The organism is Paenibacillus sp. YYML68 (assembly GCF_027923405.1).
Taxonomy (GTDB): Bacteria; Bacillota; Bacilli; order Paenibacillales; family NBRC-103111; genus Paenibacillus_G.
The window spans coordinates 3812063-3833987 of record NZ_BQYI01000001.1; the positions used below are offsets into that span (position 1 = coordinate 3812063).

Sequence of the window (21925 nt, forward strand, 5' to 3'; positions counted from 1 at the left end):
AAGGAGGTAAAATTCGTCATGGCTCAAAAACTCATCGTCTGCCTCACGCTGTTCGTCGCGCTGCTCGCCTCCAGCTCCTATCTGGAACGACAAGAGAAGCCGCATCACTACAGCAGCGAAGCATTCCGCACGCTCTCGGACCACTCGGTAAATGGCATGCAAGAAGGAGCAGAGAATCGGTCGGCTCACGCCACCTTCCAGCCAAGAGAGTATGTACGCATCGTGAAGCGTATGTACTAGAGAGATGAACCATTCGACGCGCTGATCATGCCTGAATATTAAATGTTAGAGCCCAATAGACTTCATACGCATATGCAGCGAGATGGTCGCATAAATTTTTAATGCGAGCTAGACAGGCACGTCGAGCTGCATCGCGCATGGATGCGAAGGCATGAAAAAACACCGCACCCAAATCGGCAAGCCGGCTCAGGACGGTGTTCGCAGATCGATGCGGGCCGCTGCTTCGTATGAGCAGCCCCCCCACCTTTAATTCGCATGAACTTGCGGCATTTCCTCTTCAAAGAAAAGATCGTCAAGAGAGCTGAGCGTGCCGTCCTCCTCCACCTGGAAGACCGACATTTTTTCCCCGTTCACGGTCAGTTCGATAAAGCAGCCCCAGCAATAAAACTGGTGCGAGCCGATTTTGCCGATATCTTTAGAATTACAATTTGGACAACGCATCATCCGTATCACCCTATTCCTGATTTGGTTCGAAGATTTCCTCCAACGACTCGCTCGCGTGAACGGGAACAATCAAGGCGTCCTCACCGATCTTCACGTATTCCGGCATCGGCAGCCACTTGCGCCCTTCTCTGAGATCTGAGATGAAACCCTCGGTTAATTCATAGCCTATTACCTGTTTACCCATATCGCCATCCAAATAAACGTCTTCCACACAGCCTAGCTGCTGTCCGTTCACGGTCATCATCGGCATTCCCTTAACATGATGGCTGCCTCCAACGAGCAGCTTCCAGCCCTTGCACTCGGCAAGCGGCTGCACACAATCGTCACGGTCGACCGTTAACGCATCCTCGCCGAGCGAGAGCGCATCGTCCGCCCGTATGCAGGTTGCCTCCTGGAACCAGTGCCCTGTCGTCAATACGAACGACTGCACATGCCAGCTCTCGTCTACGACGATATCTTTGATTTCACCGATCTGCTTGCCGGATTGCACGTTCATAACAGGCAGCCCGATTACATCGCGTATTCGCTTCAAGGCTCTCTCTCCTACATCAAGCGTAACTACGTAAACGGCGAAGAACGGTTTCAACAATTTGCACCGCTTCCCGCACCTGCTCGGAGTCGTTCATCAGCCCGAGGCTGAACCGCACGGCCGACCTCGTTCGCTCCTCCGGCAGCTTCATCGCCTTCAGCACATGCGACACCTCCAGCGAGCCTGACGTACAGGCTGAGCCGCTAGCGGCCGACACACCGGCCATATCGAGGTTCATCAGCATCGTTTCGGTCGATACGCCTGAGAAGCTGACATTCACGATGTGCGGCAATACTCGGCTCGGGTCCGGATTTCCGTTGATCCTGAATGCGCCCGCTCCGAGACTTTGCTCCAATCCGTTTACAAGCTCTTGACGTAGTGTTGCCACCTTTTGTTTCATTTCATACCTATTATCGGAAAAAAGCTGCACCGCCCTAGCAAAGCCGACGATAGCAGGCGTATTCTCCGTGCCGGGACGACGCTTGCGCTCCTGATTACCGCCATATACTTGAGGAACGAATCGGGCCGTCCTCGCGATATACAACGCGCCGACCCCCTTCGGACCGTTCAGCTTATGGGCGGAGAAGCTCATATAGTCAACCGGAAGCTGCTTCAGATCGATCGGAACATGCGCGAGCGCCTGCACGGCGTCGACATGGAACGCAATCCCTCTCTCTCGAGCCAGCTGCCCGATCTCGTGAATCGGCTGAAGCGAGCCGACCTCGTTGTTCCCGAACATGACGCTGATCAATATCGTATTCGGACGGATCGCTTCCTTAATGTCCGTCACCGACACTTCACCGTACTTGTTCACCGGAACATAAGTCACCTCGTACCCCATCCGCTCGAGTCGCTGACAGGCATGAAGCACCGCGTGGTGCTCAATCTCGGTCGTGATAATATGGTTGCCCTTGCCCGAATAAGCTTCTACAGCGCCGAACAGCGCCATATTGTCACTCTCCGTCCCCCCGGAGGTGAACACGAGCTCATTCGGCGTACAGCCGATATAGGCCGAGATTGTGTCTCTCGCCTCCTGCACCGCGTTCCGGCTTGCTCGTCCCGCTTCATGCGTGCTCGAGGCGTTGCCGAACTGCTCGGTCCAGTAAGGAAGCATCGCAGCGACAACTTCAGGATGCACCGGTGTCGTAGCCGCGTGGTCCAAATAAATACGTCTCATGCCTTCACCACATTGTGTCAATTTATACTTCAGTCGAGTCTAGATGTAGAACATATAGCTGTCCTTGCTCTCGCCCTTATCTGTATATGTGATCAGGTCCTGCAACGTAGTAGAGTCCAGTACCTGAGCGATTCCATCTCGAATGCGTATCCACAAATTGCGCTTGGCCGGGTCGTCCTCCTCCGTGAAGTCGACGGGACTAATCGGGCCCTCCAGCACGCGAATAATATCTCCGGACGTAATTTCCTCCGGTGCCTTCGATAATATGTAGCCGCCATATGCGCCGCGAATGCTTTTGACAAGACCGGCGTTGCGAAGCGGAGCGACCAGCTGCTCCAGATAATGCTCGGATAGCTGATGCTTTTCGGCAATGCTTTTCAATGAGGTGGGGCCTTCCCCGAACCGAGTCGCAAGCTCCATCATGATGGTCAGTCCGTATCGGCCTTTGGTAGAAATTTTCAAATCAGACACCTCGTTTACATATCATACATTTTTGTATCTTTTCTATCCTAACATAAAATGGCCGCCTATGGGTGAAAAAACAATGTCGAACTCGTAAAAAATTTTATATTCTGTTCGATACTATGTATAATAGCGTAAAGGTTATTGAGCAAAGCGAGGGGTTCACATGAGTAAAGCACGCGTCGTCCTCGGCATGTCCGGCGGAGTCGACTCTTCGGTCGCTGCGCTGCTCTTGAAGGAGCAGGGCTACGAGGTTATTGGCGTTTTTATGAAAAATTGGGATGATACCGACGAATTCGGTCATTGTACGGCGGAAGAGGACGCAGAGGACGTTCGCCGCGTATGCAGCCAGATCGGCATCCCCTATTATACGGTAAATTTTGAGAAGCCATACATGGACAAGGTATTCTCGTACTTCCTGAACGAATATCGCAAGGGACGTACGCCGAATCCGGACGTCATGTGCAATCGGGAGATCAAATTCGGTGAATTCCTGAATAAGGCGCTGGAGCTAGGAGCTGATTACCTTGCAACCGGTCATTACGCCCGTGTCGAGGAGCAGGACGGTCTATTCCGTCTGCTGCGAGGCGTCGATTCGAACAAGGACCAGACGTACTTCCTGCACGCTCTGAACCAGCAGCAGCTGTCGAAGGCGATGTTCCCGATCGGGCATCTGCCGAAGCCCGAGGTGCGGGCGATCGCGGAGCGGGCCGGACTTGCGACAGCGAAGAAGAAGGACAGCACCGGCGTCTGCTTCATCGGCGAGCGTAACTTCAAGGAGTTCCTGAGCGGCTACTTGCCAGCGAAGCCGGGCGACATGCAGACGCTCGACGGCGAGGTGAAGGGTCGTCACGACGGCCTCATGTACTATACGCTCGGGCAGCGTCAAGGTCTAGGCATCGGAGGATCGGGCAGCGGAGAGCCGTGGTTCGTCGCGGGCAAGGACCTGGAGCGCAACATTCTGTACGTCGTCCAAGGCGAGAAGCATCCTGCGCTCTATTCGACCGGCCTGCTCGCCTCCGACCTCAACTGGATCGCAGGAGCGCCGCCGAAGGAGCCGTTCAAGTGTACGGCCAAGTTCCGCTACCGACAGCCGGACCAAGGCGTCACTGTTCACTTCGAGGCGGACGGTCACTGCCGCATCGACTTCGACGTACCGCAGAAGGCGATTACGCCGGGGCAGTCGGTCGTGTTCTACGATAGCGACGTATGTCTCGGTGGAGCTGTCATCGACAAGATGCTGAAGTAAGAAGAATAACCGTCACCATCCGACTGGAGGTGACGGTTTTTTGCATTTTATTTCCCGGGACATAATGGAAAATCATTCGCCTTGTACCTGTCTCCTATCGCTGAACTGCTGCCGGTCCTCGAGCCGTCGAACGGTTACGCGGGATATGCGCAAATGCTCGATCTCCTCAACAGCGAACCGGTACATGTCACCCCACTCGACATATTGCAGACGTGTCGGCGGCATCTCGACCTGTGCGTAGATCCAGCCGCCAACGGTGTCGTAATCATCCGATTCAATCGACAGCCCGAAATAGCTGTTCACCTCTTCGATCAGCATTCTGCCGTCAATGGAGAAGCTGCCGTCTTCTCTTCGCTCGATACGAGGACGCTCCTCGTCGAATTCATCCTGTATTTCCCCTACGATCTCTTCAATAATATCCTCGAAGGTGACAAGACCGCTCGTGCCGCCGAACTCATCGATGAGCAGCGCCATCTGTGCCTTGCGCTTCTGCATCAGCTTCAGCAGTGCACTGATCTGCATCGACTGGGGCACCTTCAGAATCGGACGAATGATCGCCGAGAGCTCTCCATCCTCCTCCTGCAGCTTGAGCAGATCCTTCATATGAACGAAGCCGCCAATGTTGTCCTTATCTGGACTACATACCGGATAGCGGGTATGCATTTCACTGATCGCGATACTTCGGTTCTCCTCGAACGGAAGGCTAGCGTACAGACATACCATCTCTGTTCGGGGGATCATAATTTCTCGTGCACTCGTTACTGTAAATTCGAAGATGTTGTCAACGAGTGCCATCTCGACGTTATCGATCAGCCCGCTCTGGTTGCTCTCCTTCAGCATGACGCGCAGCTCTTCCTCCGTATGCACGATGCGGTGCTCCTGCTGCGGCTCAATGCCCCATAAGCGAAGCAGTCGAACAGACAGCCATTCGATCGGAACGATCATCGGATACATCAGCTTCAGGAACGCAGCAAGCGGCAGCACAGCCGCTGCGCTGACGCGCTCAGGCTTATGGATGGCATACATGCGGGGAAGCTGCTCGCCAATGAGCAGATGAAGCCCGGACATCAGCAGGAAGGCCGAGATGAAGGAGATGGATGCTGTAAGAGGCTCCGGTGCCCCTAGCGGAGCGAGCTGCGGCTGAAGCACGGAATAGAACGCCGGCTCCATCATCCAGCCGAGTCCAAGCGTGGTCATCGTCAGACCGAGACGGCAGACGGATAAGTACGAATCCAGCTTGCCTGTCATCGTTCCAGGCCAGTGGGATCGACTTGAGGCTGGAGCTGACGCTGAGGCAGCTAACCTCTCAAGCTTACTGCGTGACGCCTTCACTAAGGCGAATTGGGCCGCGACGAAGAAAGCATGCAAACCAAGCAACACGACAATCATCAGAGCATGTACCCACTGGGGGTATGGATCACTTTCCACGCTTCATCACCTTCCTGGCTCAAGATGTATAGGTCCGAATTAAGCTTCTATTCATACCCTATACATTTGAGGTTTGGCCTAGAACTCCAAATCGCCAGTTCGAGGACAGCTCCATTTCATCACGGTCGGGAATATGCTAAAATAATAGAGATATAGAAACATTTGTTCCATGTAATAGAACTTCCGTTAAGCCAACAGCGATTCGTTCACATATAGTGCCGCGAGGAGATTTATCTCTCCCTACATGAAGATACGAAAAACTAAGGAGGCCTGTTATGGCGCAAATAATAAATAATAAAAGCAAAGCTTTGGATAAGCCACCTACGTTTCTAATGGGTGAGCATGATTTCGTGTCGCACATGTCAGGATCTGCTGCATACGTGGATAAGACAAGATTCATACAAAGGTGGTGGGATAGCGGGGCCAAGGTTACCTTGATAGTTCGTCCTAGACGCTTCACCAAAACTACAGTCTTGGACATGACTAATTCCTATTTTGACCCGATCAAAAAAGGATGGTTTAAGGAGCTAGACATCAATAACTTGGCAAGTCCCGAACTGCTATCTGCAAGGGATCATTGTGACTCTATATTGCTGTCCTTTAAAGATATTGACGCTAGTACATTGTTTGGTCTTGCCACTGGATTACGAAATTGCTTTTCTACATTATTCATGCGCTATCAAAAGCAGTTTGTGCAATTCAAGCTCATCTATGGCGAAATACCCATGCAGCCAAACCCATCTACTACTACAACAACTATTAAGCAATTCATTCAAAGCTTGACCAGCTTAGTGACTGCTTTTTTGGAATATATGCACTTAACAGAGGAAAAGAAGTTTATCATATTGGTGGATGAATATGACAGAGTTCTAGAGACTGCGGACGCTACAAAAGACAGGGAGCATTTTGACCAGGTTCTGTTAATTTACAGTCAAATCCTAAGTGCATTATTTAAAGACAAATCATACTTGGAGAAGGCGTTGCTCACAGGTGTTCTTCCTTTGGCAGCAAACAGTATCCTTAGCTCGTTTAATAATGCAATAAGGGACTCATTCCTTCAAAGTAAGTATAACGATATATTCGGATTTACTTATGAAGAGGTTAATATATTAACTGGGAGCTGGATGTCCGACGACGACAAAGATCGGATGTTCTCCCTAATTGATTTCTACAATTCTGGAAACAAAGAGATATTAAACCCCTGGAGCGTGATGACGTTTATCGAATCTGTAAAACGAGGGGAACCGTCCACGTCTAATACTTGGGTTACTACGGGTAAGTCTGAGTGGATCCAGTACTATAATGATCTATCAAGTGAGGACATAAAAAACGTTAGTCTTCTCCTAACAGGTGACAGTGTGAGTACCAAATTAAATGATGCGATAGGCTACAGCGATCGCGTGGATAACTTCAGCAACTTTTTGACATATGCGTTCTACACGGGCTACTTGACTTACACAGAAAGCACCGGTGAGTTTGTGTCGCTAAGGGTCCCTAACAAAGAGGTTGAAGCAGCTTGGATTCACAACTTAAAACTTCTGGTTCGGATCGGAAAGCGCATCGACTGGTCCGAGATTCTTAATCATCTAGACTCCACTGACGAGAGCTGCGGCAGGCTGTCCAGAGTACTGCACGATATGTTTGACGAGTCTGCGAGCTATATGGATTTGAAGGGTGAAAATTCTTACCACATGTGGGTACTCGGATTGATGTGCTCTTTGTCCCACAAGTATGTAGTTCGATCAAATCGAGAAGCAGGTAGAGGCCGATTTGACATCGCGTTAACCCCCTTAGACGGCCCGCTAAGAAATTATGTATTCGAGTTAAAGGAGTCTTCCAAAGCAACCAACCTTGAGAGGGATGCGGATATAGCTATCGCACAAGTTAAAGACAACAGATACTATAGATTTTTTGAAAATAAGAATGATATTGTGATTATCGGCTTGTCTGCCTATAAGAAAGATTTTTGCGCTAAAGTGGAGATTTACACTCGCGAGGAGTTAGTGGAGTACTACGAGCGTAAAGCACAAGAAGACCGCAATCAAGCTTACAAAAAGGAACAGTTGCAGAGAATGGACATGGATCTTCGGTGATAAAATGAATGGGGTTTGATACTCCAATGGGTTGCAAGCCACAAGTACTTGTTAACATTACGGCAAGCCTCGAATATGTCTAACGACAGATTAATAGCCTAATCCTGAAGTAAAGTGAGCGTACTGAACATGGACCTATTCGAAATGAACTATGAAGAGGAGCGCCGCAGCATTCAGCCATTATCCGAGCGGTTCCGCCCCTTGACACTTGACGATATCGCCGGGCAGCAGCATCTGCTCGGCAAGGGCAAGCTGCTGCGAAGCCTCATCGAGCAGGATCGCGTCACCTCGATGATCTTGCAGGGACCGCCCTCCTCGGGCAAAACGACAATCGCTACCGTCATCAGCCTCCTGACCAAGGCTCACTTCGTCAAGCTGAACGCCGTCTCGCTCACCGTCGCAGAGCTGCGCAACGTATTCGCCAGAGCGCTCGACGAGCAGAAGCTGTACGGACAGAATACGATCGTCTTCATTGACGAGATCCACGCGATGAAATCGAACGTTCAAGAGGCGCTCTTACCCGTCGTCGAGAACGGAACGATCGTGCTGATGGGCGCGACAACGGAGTCGATTGCCCATGACATCATCCCTCCGCTTGCCTCGCGCTGCCGCATCTACAGGCTGGAGACGCTGTCGGAGAACGACATCAAGAAGGTAATCACGAAGGCGCTGGCCGATGAGGAGAGAGGGCTTGGGAAGCTGAAGGTGAAGCTCGAGCCGGAGGCGCTCGACTATGTGGCGGATATTTGCAACGGAGATATTCGCAATGCGCTCAATGCGCTGGAGAACGCCGTGTACAGCTTGACTGAGTCGGACACCGTGACCCTCGCGACGGTGCAGGAGGTGTATCAATTCCGCACGAATGCGGTAACGACAAGCGACGTATACAATTTGACCTCCGCCTTCTGCAAGAGCATCCGCGGCAGTCATTCCGACGCAGCTGTATATTGGCTAGCCCGCCTGCTCGAATCCGGTGTTGACCCGATATACATTGTACGCCGCATGGTCGTGCACGCGAGCGAGGATATTGGCATGGCCAATCCGCATGCGCTGCAGATCGCGCTGGCCGCCAAGGACGCGGTACAGTTCGTCGGCATGCCCGAGGCGCGCATTCCGCTCGCCCAGGCGGTCATCTATTTATGCGAGAGTCCGAAGTCGAATTCGGCGTACAAGGCGATCGCGAAGGCGCTAGACACCGTGCGCAGCACCCGCGCCTACCCGGTGCCCGACAACATCAAGGACGGCTCCAAGTCGTACATTAACCCCATCGACAATCCCGGAAGCCGAGTCCAATATATGCCTGAGGAGCTGCAGGGGCTCGAGCTGTACAAGCCGCAGAACAGTGGTGTTGAGGCGAAAATTTACGCGAAGCGGCAGCCATCACAGCGCTGACCTTATACTGAAGCATAGGAAAAAAGCCGTGTCACGGCTCAGCCCCAGTGGCCGATCGACACGGCATTACGATCACGCAGCAGATCTATCACATCCTCAGCCTGTTCACGCTGGCATTCTAAGATGACGACCACATCCTGCGCTTCCTCAGCTCTACGCAGCTTCAGCTGCTTCCACCTGCGGAATACGAGCGCTTCACATAGACCTCCAAGCAGCCCACCGACAGCAAGTCCAATGAGTCCCCATATAATCGGCCCCCACGTCCAGATGAAGCCGGCCGAGGCGCCGAGAACAGCGAATACGGTTCCCAAGACGGCGGGACCGTCCAGCAGACTGACCCCGTCCGAATGGTTCATCGTGTCGAATACATGGATCGCCTTCGGCTTCTGACGATCGAGCGGTACGGCTGCGATGGAGCTGCTTGCTATTCCTTTTTTCTCCAGATCGCTTATTGCCATCTCCAGCTCTATCGAATATTGAAACGTCGCTACAATGTACATTAGTCCCTCCGTGCCAAGCCGGAGCCTAAGATTGGAGTCAATTGCTGATAGTGATCCACCAGCCAGCTGCGCTGTACGCGCGCGAACAGCTTGTTATACTCGACCGAGTAGATGTAAGCGTCGAAGGCAGCAAAGCAGTAGATCGAGGGCATGAATAAAGCCCATTGCGGGTCGAGACTCGGGATGCTGCTCCAGTCACCCATCGCTGCGGTCAGCAAGCCGTCCATGAAGTTGGAGTAATACGACAGAACAATCCAGCCTGCCAGAAGGAAGAAGCCGTTCGGAATCCGGTGCAGATACAATTGGCCAAGTCCGGGCATCAGTAAAGACCATACAAGAGCAAGCCAGGGTATGCGCCGATCTAAATATTTCATTACGACAGAGCTTAGCTGGTAGAAGCCTACCCGACAGTTCTCCCGATCGGCCATCACATACAGCTTATTCTGCTCCACCGTCGTCCGATAGCTATCCCAGATCGCATACACGTATACAGCAATGTATAGTAGCACCCACTTGTGATTAATGACCTGCTGAGCTTCCTTAAACCGCCCCGTGAAGGAAAGTACCATCGCCTCATTAATGCGTGAGTGAACATTGATTAGCACCTCCCATAATATTAAAATGAATCCTTTCACATGAAGGCCAAGCTGCAAATGACCAAAGCCCGGAAATGCCGCTGACCACCAGGCAGTTACCCAAGGATTACGTAGGTGCAAAATATTAATGTTCATCGTGCTCATATACGCAAGTAGCCGCTGCGTCGTACCTGTTTCTGTCGTCTTCGTCATACGCATCTCTCCATACTCATTCGTTATGGTTAGCATGCCCCGATTTACATATTATTTACATCTTGGTCAAAAAGAAAAGCCGCGACCTGCCCTGTAAGGCAGATCGCGGCTTAATCCGCGGTTATATGAGCTTCGATATGGCTCGGTAAGCGTTGATGAGATCGGTGTGCTTCGCAATGCTTACGCTTGAATGTCGGCCTTAGCCAGCATATCGCGCACGGCGACGCTAACCATGATGAGCCCAGCGACTGGCGGCACGAACGCGTTGCTCGCCGGAGGCTGCTGCGCCTTGCGAATTTCCGGCGCATTCTCCGGGACGATACGCTGCGTCACGTCCTCGCGCGGCTTCATCGGCGTCTCGGTCGAGAAGACGACCTTGACGCCGCGCGTAATGCCCTCCTTGCGGAGCTTGTGGCGAATAACGCGGGCGAGCGGATCGACTGACGTCTTCGAGATGTCCGCCACCTGGAACTTCGTCGGGTCCATCTTGTTCGCCGCGCCCATGCTCGAGATGAGCGAGATGCGGCGGCGACGGCATTCCTTGATCAGATGAATCTTGTAGCTGATCGTGTCGGAGGCGTCCAGCACGTAGTCGAGCGGATAGGCGAATAGCTGCTCGTACGTCTCCTCGGTATAGAACATCTTGAGCGCGATACAATCGCACTCCGGATTAATTTGCAGGATACGGTCGCGCATGAGCTCCGCCTTCGGCTGACCGACGGTCGTAACGAGGGCGTGAATTTGCCGATTCACGTTCGTAATGTCGACGACGTCCTTGTCGATCAGGATCAATCTACCGACGCCCGTGCGTGCGAGCGCCTCAGCTGCGATCGAGCCGACGCCGCCGATTCCGAGCACAGCTACCGTGCTGTTCTTCATCACATCGAGCCCTTCCGGGCCGATTGCAAGCTCCGTTCGCGAAAATTGATGCAGCATGACGCTGTCAACTCCTTTGAAGTGTAACGAGTTAGGACTTGAATACAGGCGGCTTCGTCGCGATGCGAATGGACAGCTGCTCGAGCTGCTTCTCGTCGACTGTTCCCGGTGCATCGGTCAAGAGGTCCGTCGCGCTTGCTGTCTTAGGGAACGCGATCGTCTCGCGGAGGTTCGTGCGTCCCGTGATCAGCATGACGAGACGATCGAAGCCGAACGCAATACCGCCGTGTGGCGGCGTGCCGTACTCGAATGCCTCGAGCAGGAAGCCGAACTTCTCGTTCGCTTCGTCAGGCGAGAAGCCGAGCGCCGCGAACATTTTTTCCTGTACCTCACGCTTGTATATACGCATCGAACCGCCGCCGACCTCGTAGCCGTTCAGGACAAGGTCGTACGCTTGGGCGCGAATTTGACCTGGGTCTGTATCGAAATAATGAACGTCCTCTTCCTTCGGACGGGTGAACGGATGATGCTCGGCCACGTAGCGCTTCGCCTCATCGTCATAGCTGAGCAGCGGGAAGTCGACGACCCATGCGAACTTGAACTGGCTCTCGTCGATCAGACCGAGCTGACGACCGATCTTCAGACGCAGGTTGCCAAGCACGTCGGCCACGACCTTCTTCGTATCCGCCGAGAACAGCAGCAGGTCGCCCTCCTCCGCCTCGAGGCGCTCCTTCAAGAGCTCCAGCTCCTGCTCGTTGAAGAACTTCACGATCGGCCCCTTCAGCTCGCCGTCCTTGTACGTGATCCAAGCAAGACCCTTCGCTCCGTAACGGGCCGCGTATACGCCGAGATCGTCGATCTCCTTGCGGCTCCATACGCCGCAGCCCTTCGCGTTGAGCGCCTTCACCTGGCCACCCTTGCTAATGACGCTTGCGAACACCTGCACGCCCGATTGCGCAACGATATCGGATACGTCCTTCAGCTCGAGGCCGAAGCGCAGGTCCGGCTTGTCCGAGCCGTACTTGCCCATGGCGTCCGCATAAGAGATGCGCTGGAACGGCGTCTGGAGCTCGACATTCGCCGTCGCACGGAACAGCTTCACCATCAGCTGCTCCATCATGTCGAGAAGCTGATCCTGCGTCAGGAACGACGTCTCGATGTCGACCTGCGTGAACTCCGGCTGACGGTCTGCACGAAGATCCTCGTCACGGAAGCAACGTGCGATCTGGTAGTAGCGCTCAAGACCGCCGACCATCAGCAGCTGCTTGAATATTTGCGGAGACTGCGGCAAGGCGAAGAACTCGCCCGGATGCACACGGCTTGGCACGAGGTAATCGCGCGCGCCCTCAGGCGTGCTCTTCGTCAAGATCGGCGTCTCGACCTCGATGAAGCCACTGTCGTCTAAGTAATCGCGGAACACCTTCGCTGCTTTGGAGCGAAGCTGCAGTGTACGCTGCATTTCCGGACGGCGCAGGTCGAGGTAACGGTACTTCAGACGAAGAGACTCGTCGATCTCGATGCCGTCTTCGATGAAGAACGGCGGGTTTTTCGCTGCATTCAATATTTCGATTTCCGTCACGCGGATCTCGATTTCCCCTGTCGGGATGTTGGCATTCACCGTCTCAGCATCGCGCTCGATAACGGTGCCGCGAACAGCAAGCACGTACTCGTTGCGCGCACGGTCAGCAATCGCAAGCGCCTCTGCGGAGAACTCTGGGTTGAATACGATCTGTACAAGACCGCTGCGGTCGCGAAGATCGATGAACAGAACGCCGCCGAGGTCGCGTCTGCGCTGCACCCAGCCGTTCAAGGTTACGGTTTGACCGACGTTCGCTTTAGTCAGCGAGCCGCAGTCGTTTGTTTTTAACATTTGCGTCATAGGAATGGTCTACCTCCAAAGTTTGGTGAATGGCTACAATTATTATTCGTACAGCTGTGCTGAAGCGCTAGGCAATTTCGTTACACAACACGCGAGCATCGCTCTCCGCAAGCTTCGCCTGCCTAGTTCGAGCCTCTTACTCTACCCGCTAGCACGCTCGCAACGTCCGAGAGCGCCAACGTCTCCTGCTCCCCGGTCGCCATCGCCTTGACCGTAATCTCGCCCTTGGCCAGCTCGTCATCGCCGAGAATAGCCACGTACGCAGCCTGATGGCGGTCAGCGGACTTCATCTGCGCCTTGATCTTGCGCGACTGGTAGTCCCGCTCTGCTGACAGCCCTGCGCCGCGCAGCTCGTGCACCAGCTTCACCGTCGCCTTCTCAGCCGCTTCGCCGAGCCCGATTACGTACACGTCGAGCGGCTTCGCGCCCGGCACCTCGATGCCCTGCGCCTGCAGCACGAGCAGGATGCGCTCGAGCCCTAGACCGAGGCCGACACCCGGCTGGTCGTTACCGCCGATCTGTCCGACGAGTCCGTTGAAGCGGCCGCCGCCGCCGATCGTGTCGATCGCGCCAATGCCCGCCGCCTTGTACTCGAACGCCGTATGCGTGTAGTAGTCCAGTCCGCGCACAAGCCTCGGATTGAGCCGGAACGGTACGCCGAGCGCAGTCAGATGCTCCTGCAGCGCCTCGAAGTGCGTGCGGCACTCCTCATCCAGATGCTCCACAATCGTCGGTGCGCCCTCGCCGAATTTCTGATCAATCTTGCAATCGAGAATACGCATCGGGTTGCGGTCATAGCGAGATTGGCAATCCTTGCACAGCTGCTCCTTGACCGGGGCGAAAAATTGCTGGATATGCGTCCGATACGCCGCACGCACAGCCGGATTGCCGACGGAGTTCACCTCAACCGTGACGTCCTTCAGCCCGATCTCCTTGTAGAACGTGTAGCCGAGCGCAATCACCTCTGCATCGATCGCCGGATCGACCGAGCCGAACGCCTCGATGCCGAACTGGTGAAACTGGCGGTACCTTCCCGCCTGCGGCTGCTCATACCTGAACATCGGTCCGATATAATACAGCTTGCTCACATCCGGCTCGCCGTACAGCTTGTTCTCGACATAAGCGCGGACGACGCCTGCTGTTCCTTCTGGACGTAGCGAGATGCTGCGGTCGCCCTTGTCCATGAACGTGTACATTTCCTTCTCGACAATATCCGTCGTCTCGCCTACGCCGCGCTGAAACAGCTCGGTGTGCTCGAAGATCGGCGTACGAATTTCGCGATAATTGAACCGCGCGCACAGCTCGCGAGCCTTGCCTTCGAGATATTGCCACTTCTCCACAACACCTGGCAGCAGATCCTGCGTACCCTTCGGCTTCTGAATGGACATCCTGAGCTTCAGCTCCTTCCTTATTCTGATAGTGATTGAACTCTTCCTTGTACGCATGTACGCAAAAAATCTCCCGCCCCTGTATGCATCAGGGACGAGAGATACGAATCACAGCTGCTATCTCCCGCGGTACCACCCGCGATTTGAACAAACGATCGCTGCTGGCCGGACATTAGACACCATCCAGTCGGCGAAAGCTTATTCACACTTGATGCGGGTAACGCCCGCCTGCGCAAGCAGCTACTGCCCGTCAATGTTGCGATTCATGTGCACAGCTAATCTGTTACATGTATCACAGCCGGGGTTCCCTGCTCGTCCTCCGGGAGGTCTGTTCATCCGATTCGCATAAGGAAGCTTTCAGCCGCGTCTTCCCTCTCTGGCGTATGCAAGGTTCGAACTACTTGTTCCCATCTAACGGATCATTGGGTATTCATGACATTCAATGCTCACATTTTAACTTCCAATGCTGTACAAAGTCAAGTCGAATCCGGTCAAATGGTGTACGAAAGTCGATTCGCGCTGCTCCCGCTTACTTGTTCAGCGCTTGTACGACATCCTTAATGAGCATGTACGTGTCGGCGTTCGTCAGCTCCTCCTTGTTTGCGATCGACTCTACCGTTGCCGCCGTCAAGTAACCGGCTGTCTGCAGCTGGCTGACCGCCTGCTTCATACCCGCTCCCTCGAGCTTCAAGAGCAGCGCGATCATGTAGGCGGCATGATCAAGCGTGACTGGCAGCGTCTTCGCGTCAGCACCCTTCGCGAGCGCTCCCGACGGCGCACCCTTCATCGCATCCGGCTTATGCTTGCGGAGCCCCTCGAGCAGGTTGACCATCCGCTGCTGATTGCTCTTCTCATCCATGCGGAAATTGTTATCGTAGCCGCCAGTCGTCAATCCGAGCGTGATGGCCACCTTCAAGCCCTCATACGCCTTGTGCGACATGAACGGCTCTGGCTTCAGCTCGTACGGCTGCAGCACCATGCCTTGTGCGTTCAGCGTCGCCTGCAGCGTCTCGATCGCTTCCTTCGAAGCCGCCATCTGGCGGAACGTCAGCTTGCGCTCGTTCGCGATCTTGACCGCCGCGCCAGCCGCTTCGCCAGCTGCCATGCCGATCGGGATGACGCGCGCGCTGCCATGCGGCAGCGTATCGAAGCTGGACGCGCGACCGATGACGAGCAGCCCGTCTACCTTCAGCGGCACAATGGTGCGGAACGGAATCGCATATTTCTTCGGATCCGTCACGACTGCCCCTGTATCCGCAGGCGACAGACGCTGAATATCGACCGGATATTCGCCGAAGCCGATGCGGTCCCAATGGTCGCGGTTCTCCACCACGTCGATAATGCTCAGACGGTATTCGCCCTGTATGTGGCGCGTCTCACGCACGTACAGCTCTGGAGCGGTGCCATCCAGCTCAATGTTAGCGAATTCGGGATACTTACTCTTCATATGCGCAACGATGTGCGGCAGCTCGCTCTTCGCAATCTCGAACGCTTCCTCGCGCGATTTTGGATCGGTGCCGTCAATGCCGAACACCTGCAGCGCATTGATCAGCATCGTGTTGTCGTTCTGTCGGCCAATATTGAGCCCGCGCATCGCGACGCGCTCCTTGTTCACCGAAGGATAGTCCTTCATATCCTTGTAGCCCCACGCGCTCATCGCATTGGCGCCAGTGCCGGCATCACCGTCTCCTTCAAGACGCTCCTGCACCTTCTTCCACACGTCAGGCGTAATGTTGTTCAGACGGAAGACAAGCGTTACCGCCATACGCGACTTCTTGTCCCCAAGATCCTCGCGTCCGAACGTATAAGGCACGCCAGCGAGCGCCGCGATATCCGCATCCTGCGTCGCGTCGATGACTGCGCTAGCCTTCACCTCGCGTGTAGACCCATCAGCCAGCGTCAGCTTAAGGCCAGTCACCTTGGAGGCGCCGCCAGCCGTATCGACGATCGGCTCCATCGACTGCACCTTCAGCAGCACGTCCAGGTTCGCTTCCCCGCCTGCGATCTGATGGAACGCGTTAGCAGCCGTCACGACATCGAACGAATCTCCCTCAATCTTGGAATACCATTCGGCAAAAATCCCCTTATTCATCAGCTCGTGATGATTCAGAACGCCCTTCTCCGGCTCGTAATTCATATCCAAACTGTTCAGCCAGCCAAGAGTCATTAAGCCGCCGAGAATGGCCCGGTCGCGTCCGTCCACGAGCAACGTCTTCAGTCCGTTCCGGGAGGCCGACACTGCAGCCGCGACGCCCTCAGGGTCGGTGCCCGCTACAATGACATCGTACTGCTCCTGTGGTGAAGCAATCGTCTTCACCTCTGTCAACGTCTGCGATTGTCGCGCCGCCGGATTATGCTTGATATCGTATTGCTTCCATACGTACAGACCGCTCGCCGCTGCAGCGATCACGATGATCGCAAGCAATACGCCGATGTAGCCCTTCATGCTGCCGCCCGAATTACTCAAATTTCCTGCCATGACACACCTCTTTATAATTGGAATAAATTTCTACACAATAGACGAATAGCATGGAATAAAGTTGCAGCCTTCGCTTTCCTTCGACATCACTTGGACAGACGAGGGCCTCGCTCACGCAGCATCGTGACCAATCTAATGGAATGTGCTGCCCGTGTCAAGTCTCAATGTGTCATACCGACACCATGGAGCCTGCCGCTCCGTAAGCCTCGTCCAATAGCCGCAGCTTCTTGTCGATATATTCTCGATAGGCCTGGTTGTAGACCGACGGCTCCTTCGGATTCGGGAAACGCTCGATGCGCTGCTCGTAGCCTTCCTCATGCTCGACCTTCGGGAACAGCACCTTGCTGACGGCGCCGCAGCCGAGCCCGATAATCGTCTGGCGCTCCTCCATCATAAGGATGTTATACAAGCTTTCGTAGCCTTCGAACGAGTAGCCGACGTTCTCCTGGTTGCCGAGAATATTTTTTTGACGATACATGTAATACGGAACGTACTGATGCGCCGTCGTCCAGTCGGAGGCCGTCTTGATCATCTCGGCGATCTCCTCCCGTCCTGCCACCTCGTACTCGTCCTTGTTCTTCGTCATACGGGAAGCGCGCTTGAAGGACAGCGTATGGACGGTCAGAGACTCAGGCATCAGCTTCCCCGTCTCGTCCAGCGTTCGCTGCAGCTCCTCAAGACCTTCGTCCGGAAGACCTACGATGAGGTCCATATTAATGTTGTTCATGCCGAGCTCCCTTGCGAGCTTGAACTTCTCAATCGTCTCCTCGACTGTATGGTGGCGCCCGATCGCATCCAGCGTCGCCTGCGTGAAGCTTTGCGGATTAATGCTGATCCGATGCACGTTGTAGCGCTTCATCACCTCGATCTTATCGGCCGTAATCGTATCGGGACGACCTGCCTCGACCGTCAGCTCGCGTACCCGATCCATCGACGGCATCCACTCGTGCATCGTGACGAACAGCGCCTCCATCTGCTCCGCCGTAATGCTGGTCGGTGTGCCGCCGCCCCAATAGATCGTTGTAATCGACAGTCCCTGCTCCTTCAGCCATTGCCCCGTCAGCCGAATCTCCTCATGCAGCCCTTCGAGGAACGCCTCAACCGAGCCGTTCTGTCCGCGAATATCGTAGGCTGGGAACGTACAGTAGGCGCACTTGGTCGGACAGAACGGGATGCCGATGTACAGACTAACCTCGCGATCGAGGTGGAACAAGTCCGGGATCACCTTCAGCTGGCGCTCCGCGATGTCCGCCAACAGCTCGACCTTCGGCTCCGTGACCAAATATTCATCGCGCAGCACCTGCTTGCATGACTCGATCCCCGTATTCTTCATCATCAAATTGTGCATGAGCTTCGTCGGTCGAACGCCGGTCAATATGCCCCAAGGCTGCTCAAGCCCCGTATACTCCCCGAGCACCTCCAGCATCCCGTAGCTGACCGCGCGCTTCGTCATCCGTCTCAAGCCCTCGTCTCGAGCTCCTAGAGCTCGACTGTTCGTGCTCGTCAGCACTTGACCGCTTGCACGGTCCGTTAACGTAAGCTCGACCTTCACACGCTGCGAATTCTCGTCGAGAACGGCCGCGACACGCAGATGCAGCTGTGCTTCCGAATCCGGCGTATAGACGACCTCCACATTCTCGAAGAACAGCTTCGCTATATGTAACAGCTCACCGGCGTGCTCACCGACGCCGACGCGCTCAATCTCTATCCTCACTAAGTGGTTCCCCCCTTGATTCCGTGCGATTAGCGGAAGCCAAACTAGCCATAGTGTAGCATATTTCTCCTGTGCAGGAAAAGAAAACAGACCGTTCTCGCACAGCGGCGATTACGGTCTGGTCGTATTAACGAAACGTCTTGCGCGGCGTCCGCTTCAGCTGCTCATGCGCCGAGGAATGGCTCATGCTCCAATCGGACACCGAGCGCTCCGACGATAGCATCGCCGCAGCCTCCTCCATATTGCCAAGCGCCATGTAGAGCTCCGGCATCAGCGCGATTTGCTCCTTCGGGGATCGGTACATGCTTCGCTGTCTCCTTGCGTGCTCAAGTTGTAGGGCTTGCTGCTCTCACACTTGTCAGCATTGCCCATTGAGCGCATGTTTATCCCTTCAAGCTGCATCTCAAGCCCTAGCCAGCCTCAGCCCAGCTACAGCCAGCACCCGGGACCTTCTACGTCTGCTACGACTTGCGCTTGCTCTCCACGATCAGCGTCACCGGACCGTCATTCACGAGCGCGACGTCCATCATCGCCCCGAACCGCCCCGTCTCTACAGTCAGACCATGTCCACGCAGCAGCTCGTTGAACGTCTCATAGAGCGGCTCCGCCTTCTCCGGACGGGCAGCAGCCATGAAGTTCGGCCGCTTTCCCTTGCTGCAATCGCCGTACAGCGTGAATTGGGAGACGGACAAGATTTGTCCGCCTGTCTCCGTAATCGAATGATTCATCTTCCCCTGCTCGTCCTCAAAAATGCGAAGCCCCGCAATTTTATCCGCCACATACTTCGCATCGTGCTCCGTATCGCCCTCCGCTATACCGACGAGCAGCACAAGTCCCGAGTCGATGCGGCCGACGAGCTCACCGTCCACAGTGACGCTTGCCGCCTTGCTGCGCTGCAATACAACGAGCATCTGCTTCCTAGTCCCCTTTCCCTCCGACGAGTCGGTAAAGCTCACGCTCTAGCCGTCCCGGGCTCCTGTCATAGCTCCGATTGACTGACTAAGCCTGCATAATGCGCTGCACCGAATAAACATCCTTCACCCGCTTAATTTTCTCCACAACGGCATGCAGATGATCGATATTGCGAATCAGTATCGTCATATGAATCATCGCCATCTTGTTCTTGTCCGAACGGCCGGATACGGCAGAGATGACGGTCTTGCTCTCTGACACGGCCTGCAGCACCTCGTTCAGCAGTCCGCGACGGTCATGGCCGGTAATTTCGATCTCGACATTATAGTTCGCCTCCACCTGATCGGCCCATTCGACCTCAATGACGCGGTTGCCCTCGTCGCTATGCTCAGGAGAAGGAATATTCGTACAGTCCGAGCGATGCACGGACACGCCTCGTCCGCGTGTAATATACCCGATAATGCGGTCGCCGGGCACCGGATTGCAGCAGCGCGCGAAGCGGACGAGCAAGTTATCTACACCCTTAACACGTACTCCGTTCGTCGGCCGCCCCTTGCGCTCCTTGTCGTGAGACGGGACGCGCATATCGCGCACCTCGCTGGTCAGCTGCAGCGCCTGCTGCTGCGCCTCCTCTGCTTCACGACGAACCTTCTCCGTCAGCCGGGTCACGATCTGTGCAGCGGTAATGCCGCCGAAGCCGACAGCCGACATCATATCCTCAATCTCGTGGAAGTTGAACTTCTTCGCCACCTCGAGCAGCTCGTCGTCCTTCATCAGCGCAGGCGGCTCATAGCCGAGTCGCTTGAGCTCACGCTCGATCATGTCGCGACCCTTCAGCACGTTCTCCTCGCGCCGCTCCTTCTTGAACCATTGACGAATCTTCGAGCGGGCATGCGACGACTGGGCGATCTTCACCCAATCCTGACTAGGGCCATAGGAATGCTTGGACGTTAAGATCTCGATAATATCTCCCGTCTTCAGCTTATGGTCGAGCGGCACAATACGTCCGTTCACCTTGGCCCCGATCGTTCGGTTACCGACCTCTGTATGGATGCGATATGCAAAATCGAGCGGCACCGATCCAGCAGGCAGCTCGATCACCTCACCCTTCGGCGTGAAGACGAACACAAGATCGGAGAAGAAATCCATCTTGAGCGACTCCACGAACTCCGAGGCGTCCTCCGCCTCATTCTGCAGCTCGATAATTTCGCGGATGAACTGCATCTTGTCCTCATAGCCGCTGGAAGGTCCGGTCGCGCCCTCCTTATAAGCCCAGTGCGCCGCCACCCCGTACTCCGACGTGCGATGCATGTCGAACGTCCGAATCTGCACCTCGAGCGGCTCACCCTTCGGTCCGATCACCGTCGTATGCAGCGACTGGTACATGTTCGGCTTCGGCATCGCGATATAATCCTTGAAGCGGCCAGGCATCGGCTTCCACAGCGTATGAATGATGCCGAGCGTTGCATAACAATCTTTAATGTTGTCCACGATAATACGCAGTGCGAGCAGATCGTAGATTTCGTTGAACTGCTTGTTTCGCGTCGTCATTTTTTTGTAAATACTGTAAATATGCTTCGGTCTGCCAGATATATCGCCCTCGATGCCCATCTCGCCGAGCTTCTCACGTACATTCGTGATGACATCGTTAATATATTGCTCTCGCTCGGTCCGCTTCTTCTGCATCAGGTTGACGATCCGGTAATATTGCTGCGGGTTCAAGTAGCGGAGCGCGATATCCTCCATCTCCCACTTGATCGCCGATATACCGAGCCGGTGCGCAATCGGGCAAAATATTTCAAGCGTCTCATCCGCGATTCGCCGCTGCGCCTCCTCGGATTGGTGCTTCAACGTGCGCATATTATGAAGACGATCGGCAAGCTTGATCAAGATTACACGAATATCTTGCGCCATCGCCACGAACATTTTCCGATAATTCTCGTTCTGATGCTCTTCCTTGCTCTTGAACTTGATCTTCTCCAGCTTCGTCAAGCCGTCCACAATCATTGCACACGTCGCGCCGAACCGTTCATGCACCGCCTCGAGCGGCACCGTCGTATCCTCCACCACATCATGCAGCAGCGCCGCGATGACGCTGATGACGTCCATCTGCATGTTAACCAGAATGTCCGCAACTGCAAGCGGATGCAGAATGTAAGGCTCGCCGGACTTACGAACTTGACCGAAGTGGGCTTCGTCGGCAAATACGTAAGCCTCCCGGATTCGGATAAGCTCTTGTTCCTTCATATATTTAGATGCCTTCTCAAGAAGCTGTTCTATCCCCATCGGTCTTTTCCATTCCCTCGATTTGATTTTAATCCATTATGCCCCTGAAGCAGGCTCTCCGTCAAGAATAAGCCGAACAACCGAGCGAT

At 54.6% G+C, this 21925-nt stretch carries 19 protein-coding genes; 4 read left to right on the plus strand and 15 right to left on the minus strand.

Features of this window, described 5'->3' with window-relative positions; genetic code table 11:
- Positions 1-18 precede the first annotated feature (18 nt).
- Positions 19-240, plus strand: coding sequence for a hypothetical protein (locus PAE68_RS17120; RefSeq protein ID WP_281888940.1), 222 nt, complete (start codon positions 19-21; stop codon positions 238-240).
- A gap of 246 nt (positions 241-486) precedes the next feature.
- Here PAE68_RS17120 and PAE68_RS17125 read toward each other — a convergent pair whose 3' ends face one another.
- From PAE68_RS17125 to cymR, 4 genes are read right to left on the minus strand one after another with little or no spacing between them, the layout of a single operon-like run.
- Positions 487-684 (minus strand): hypothetical protein, encoded by a 198-nt coding sequence (locus PAE68_RS17125; RefSeq protein ID WP_281888942.1) that lies wholly within the window; start codon positions 682-684, stop codon positions 487-489.
- A 10-nt stretch (positions 685-694) separates the two neighbouring features.
- Entirely contained in the window at positions 695-1216 is a 522-nt protein-coding gene (locus PAE68_RS17130) for a PRC-barrel domain-containing protein (RefSeq protein ID WP_281888944.1), read from the minus strand.
- Positions 1217-1232: 16 nt separating this feature from the next.
- On the minus strand, positions 1233-2390 hold the full coding sequence (locus PAE68_RS17135) for a cysteine desulfurase family protein (RefSeq protein WP_281888946.1): 1158 nt from the start codon (positions 2388-2390) through the stop codon (positions 1233-1235).
- Positions 2391-2429: 39 nt separating this feature from the next.
- The gene (gene cymR, locus PAE68_RS17140) at positions 2430-2852 is read right to left on the minus strand and encodes a cysteine metabolism transcriptional regulator CymR (protein WP_281888948.1); all 423 of its coding nucleotides are present in this window, start codon (positions 2850-2852) and stop codon (positions 2430-2432) included.
- A 166-nt stretch (positions 2853-3018) separates the two neighbouring features.
- Between cymR and mnmA the strand changes: the two genes are divergently transcribed.
- On the plus strand, positions 3019-4101 hold the full coding sequence (gene mnmA / locus PAE68_RS17145; protein ID WP_281888949.1) for a tRNA 2-thiouridine(34) synthase MnmA: 1083 nt from the start codon (positions 3019-3021) through the stop codon (positions 4099-4101).
- Positions 4102-4173: 72 nt separating this feature from the next.
- Here mnmA and PAE68_RS17150 read toward each other — a convergent pair whose 3' ends face one another.
- Positions 4174-5529 carry a hemolysin family protein gene (locus PAE68_RS17150; RefSeq protein WP_281888951.1) on the minus strand — a complete coding sequence of 452 codons (1356 nt, stop codon included), beginning with the start codon at positions 5527-5529 and terminating at the stop codon, positions 4174-4176.
- Positions 5530-5804: 275 nt separating this feature from the next.
- On the opposite strand from PAE68_RS17150, the gene PAE68_RS17155 reads away from it, so the two are divergent.
- The gene (locus PAE68_RS17155; protein WP_281888953.1) at positions 5805-7622 is read left to right on the plus strand and encodes an AAA family ATPase; all 1818 of its coding nucleotides are present in this window, start codon (positions 5805-5807) and stop codon (positions 7620-7622) included.
- A gap of 129 nt (positions 7623-7751) precedes the next feature.
- The gene (locus tag PAE68_RS17160) at positions 7752-9014 is read left to right on the plus strand and encodes a replication-associated recombination protein A (RefSeq protein WP_281888955.1); all 1263 of its coding nucleotides are present in this window, start codon (positions 7752-7754) and stop codon (positions 9012-9014) included.
- 38 nt (positions 9015-9052) lie between these two features.
- On the opposite strand, the gene PAE68_RS17165 is transcribed toward PAE68_RS17160, so the two are convergent.
- The 10 genes from PAE68_RS17165 to PAE68_RS17210 form a co-directional block, all read right to left on the minus strand.
- Complete coding sequence (locus PAE68_RS17165) at positions 9053-9514, minus strand: hypothetical protein (protein ID WP_281888956.1); 462 nt, start codon at positions 9512-9514, stop codon at positions 9053-9055.
- Positions 9514-10302, minus strand: a complete 789-nt coding sequence (locus tag PAE68_RS17170) for a hypothetical protein (protein WP_281888957.1) — start codon at positions 10300-10302, stop codon at positions 9514-9516. The genes PAE68_RS17165 and PAE68_RS17170 overlap by 1 nt, the downstream gene beginning before the upstream one ends.
- Positions 10303-10482: 180 nt before the next feature.
- Positions 10483-11238, minus strand: coding sequence for a tRNA threonylcarbamoyladenosine dehydratase (locus tag PAE68_RS17175; RefSeq protein ID WP_281888959.1), 756 nt, complete (start codon positions 11236-11238; stop codon positions 10483-10485).
- A gap of 31 nt (positions 11239-11269) precedes the next feature.
- A complete protein-coding gene (gene aspS / locus PAE68_RS17180) occupies positions 11270-13057 on the minus strand; it encodes an aspartate--tRNA ligase (protein WP_397378974.1) in 1788 nt (595 codons plus the stop codon).
- A gap of 122 nt (positions 13058-13179) precedes the next feature.
- Positions 13180-14445 (minus strand): histidine--tRNA ligase, encoded by a 1266-nt coding sequence (hisS, locus tag PAE68_RS17185; protein ID WP_281888961.1) that lies wholly within the window; start codon positions 14443-14445, stop codon positions 13180-13182.
- 529 nt (positions 14446-14974) lie between these two features.
- Entirely contained in the window at positions 14975-16924 is a 1950-nt protein-coding gene (locus tag PAE68_RS17190; RefSeq protein ID WP_281888963.1) for an FAD-dependent oxidoreductase, read from the minus strand.
- Between the two features lie 169 nt (positions 16925-17093).
- Positions 17094-18638, minus strand: coding sequence for a coproporphyrinogen III oxidase (locus tag PAE68_RS17195; RefSeq protein WP_281888965.1), 1545 nt, complete (start codon positions 18636-18638; stop codon positions 17094-17096).
- Positions 18639-18765: 127 nt separating this feature from the next.
- Positions 18766-18942 carry a hypothetical protein gene (locus PAE68_RS17200; RefSeq protein WP_281888969.1) on the minus strand — a complete coding sequence of 59 codons (177 nt, stop codon included), beginning with the start codon at positions 18940-18942 and terminating at the stop codon, positions 18766-18768.
- A gap of 157 nt (positions 18943-19099) precedes the next feature.
- Complete coding sequence (gene dtd, locus PAE68_RS17205) at positions 19100-19549, minus strand: D-aminoacyl-tRNA deacylase (protein WP_281888973.1); 450 nt, start codon at positions 19547-19549, stop codon at positions 19100-19102.
- Positions 19550-19637: 88 nt separating this feature from the next.
- Positions 19638-21836: a RelA/SpoT family protein gene (locus PAE68_RS17210; protein WP_281888975.1), complete on the minus strand. Its 2199-nt coding sequence runs from the start codon at positions 21834-21836 to the stop codon at positions 19638-19640.
- Positions 21837-21925: the final 89 nt, after the last annotated feature.